At 63.5% G+C, this 2,493-nt stretch carries 3 protein-coding genes; all 3 read left to right on the plus strand.

The window, feature by feature from the left end:
- The first annotated feature begins 94 nt into the window (after positions 1-94).
- From tnpA to tnpC, 3 genes are read left to right on the plus strand one after another with little or no spacing between them, the layout of a single operon-like run.
- Positions 95-490 carry an IS66-like element accessory protein TnpA gene (gene tnpA / locus ACROSR_RS20465; RefSeq protein WP_432687721.1) on the plus strand — a complete coding sequence of 132 codons (396 nt, stop codon included), beginning with the start codon at positions 95-97 and terminating at the stop codon, positions 488-490.
- Positions 487-840, plus strand: a complete 354-nt coding sequence (tnpB, locus tag ACROSR_RS20470) for an IS66 family insertion sequence element accessory protein TnpB (RefSeq protein WP_432687722.1) — start codon at positions 487-489, stop codon at positions 838-840. Before tnpA ends, tnpB begins: the two co-directional genes overlap by 4 nt.
- Positions 841-895: 55 nt before the next feature.
- Positions 896-2,464, plus strand: a complete 1,569-nt coding sequence (gene tnpC, locus ACROSR_RS20475) for an IS66 family transposase (RefSeq protein ID WP_432687723.1) — start codon at positions 896-898, stop codon at positions 2,462-2,464.
- Positions 2,465-2,493: the final 29 nt, after the last annotated feature.

The following is a 2,493-nucleotide window of genomic DNA, read 5'->3' on the forward strand; positions in this document are numbered from 1 at the left end:
GTAAGCGGCGTCTGGCGGGCACCTTCTGCTGAGGCCCGGGATTTGAGACTCACGCCCTGTTGGAAAACAGGAGGTGAGTTTCTCCATGGAGACTATGAACGAGTTTCTCACGCGTTTGGGCGTTGAGGTCTCACAAAGCGGGCAGCGTCGGTGGCCGGATCGTGTGAAGGCGCGGATCGTGGCGGAAACGCTGGTGCCTGGGGCAACGGTGAATGACGTTGCGCGCAAGTATGACCTGCGGCCGAACCACCTGTCGGGTTGGCGGCGGATGGCCAAGGATGGTGAACTTGTTTTGCCCGCAGCGGAGGATGACGCGGACTTCGCCCCGTTGGTGCTGTTCGATGTCGAAAGCCCGCCACCGGCCGAAGATACGGGGGCGGCGAGCTCGGCAATCGAGATCGTAGCCGGGTCGGTTTCTGTCCGGCTGGATGGTGCCACGCCTGCAGCCCGGATTGGGGACATCGTGCGCGCGCTCGGGGGTGGCGCATGATCTTTCCATCGAACCGGGTGCGCATATTGGTGGCGACCACGCCGGTTGATTTCCGCAAAGGTCACGATGGACTGACAGCCATGGTACAAAGCGTGCTCCGCAAAGATCCGTTCACCGGGACGGTGTTCGTGTTCCGCGCGAAGCGCTTGGATAGATTGAAGCTGCTCTACTGGGACGGGTCAGGTCTCGTGATGGCCTACAAGCGCCTCGAGGACACGACCTTCACCTGGCCCGCGATCAAGGACGGGATGATGGCGCTGAACCACGCACAATTCGAGGCGCTGTTTTCCGGGCTGGACTGGCGCAAGGTCAAAGCTTTGGAAGCGCGGCCGCCGGCTGCGGCAGAATGAATCAGGGTGTCGAATGCAGGGGTCATCGCTTTGATCCTGGGCTATAAACCTGGCCATGACCGCCGCTGCCAAAGATCTCGATCTGTCCGTCTTGCCACCGGAATACCGCGTGGCTTTCGAGGCCTTGCAGGCCACCGCCGTGCGGGCAGCCGAGCTGGAGGATATCGTCAAGCGTCTTGAGCATCTGGTGGCCGAGCTGAACCACGTGGTCCACGGCAAGAAGTCCGAGAAGCTCAGTGAAGATGATCGCCAGCTGGCCTTCGAGGACCTTGAGGTTGCCGTCACCGAGGCCCGCGAACAAAAGCAGGTGCAGGCGCCAGGGGATGACACGCCCAGGCGCCAACGGATCGCCAAACGCAATCGCGGCAACCTGCCCGCCGGTTTGCCGCGCATCGAGCGGGTGATCGAGCCTGACAGCTTCGACTGCCCATGCGGCTGCGGGCAGATGCACAGGATCGGCGAGGACCGCAACGAGCGGCTCGACATCGTCCCGGCGCAGTGCCGGGTGATCGTCACCATCCGTCCCAAATACGCCTGCCGCACCTGCACGGATGGGGTCACGCAAGCTGCGACGCCCGCATGGCTGGTAGAGGGTGGGCTGCCAACGGAAGGCGCCATCGCGCATGTGCTGGTGAGCAAGTATGCGGACCACGCCCCGTTGTATCGGCAGTCACAGATCCTGTCCCGTTCGGGCATCAACATTCACCGCTCGACCCTGGCCGACTGGGTCGGCGTGGCGGCTTTCCACCTTGGGCCCGTCGTGCATCGGCTGGCTGAGCACCTGAAGACGTCCACGAAGCTGTTCATGGATGAAACCACGGCGCCCGTGCTGGACCCGGGCCGTGGGCGGACGAAAACCGGCTTTCTCTGGGCGCTTGCCCGCGATGATCGATCATGGGGCGGCGATGACCCGCCCGGGGTCGTCTACTTCTACGCTCCCGATCGTCGCGGCGAAAACGCCGAGACGTTCCTGACCGGGTTCAACGGCACGCTGCAACTCGACGGCTACCAGGGCTACAACCGGCTGACGCGCCCAGACCGCAAGGGCGGCGATCCGATCATTGTCGCGCATTGCTGGGCGCACGCGCGCCGGAAGCTCAAGGAAATCTTCGATCGCGACGGTTCCGAGATCGCCGCCGAGGGCCTGCGCCGGATCGCCGAAATCTATGCCGTCGAGAAAGACATCCGCGGCACGTCCCCCGGCCAACGCCTCTCGGCCCGCCAGGCACGATCCGCACCTCTGGTCGAAACCTTCGGCACCTGGCTGCAAGCGCAGCGCCTGCGCATCTCGGCCAAGTCGCGCCTCGGCGAGAAGCTCGCCTACATCCACCGCCACTGGGACGGATTGCAGACCTTCCTGACCGACGGCCGCGTCGAGATCGACTCCAATAAAGTCGAGAATTTGGTCAGGCCGATTGCTCTGAACAGAAAAAACGCGTTGTTCGCCGGCCACGACGAGGGTGGCCGCGCATGGGGCCGCATCGCATCGCTGATCGAGACGGCAAAGATCAACGGCGTCGAACCCTTCGCCTATCTGAAATCCACCCTCGAAGCGATCGCCGTCGGCCACCCCCAAAACCGCATCGACGAACTGCTTCCCTGGAATTTCCAGCCGTCAAGCTGAAACCCGATGCCCTTCAGACGCCGCTTACG

Origin of the sequence: Roseovarius tibetensis (assembly GCF_050896375.1) — a bacterium.
Lineage (GTDB): Bacteria > Pseudomonadota > Alphaproteobacteria > Rhodobacterales > Rhodobacteraceae > Roseovarius > Roseovarius tibetensis.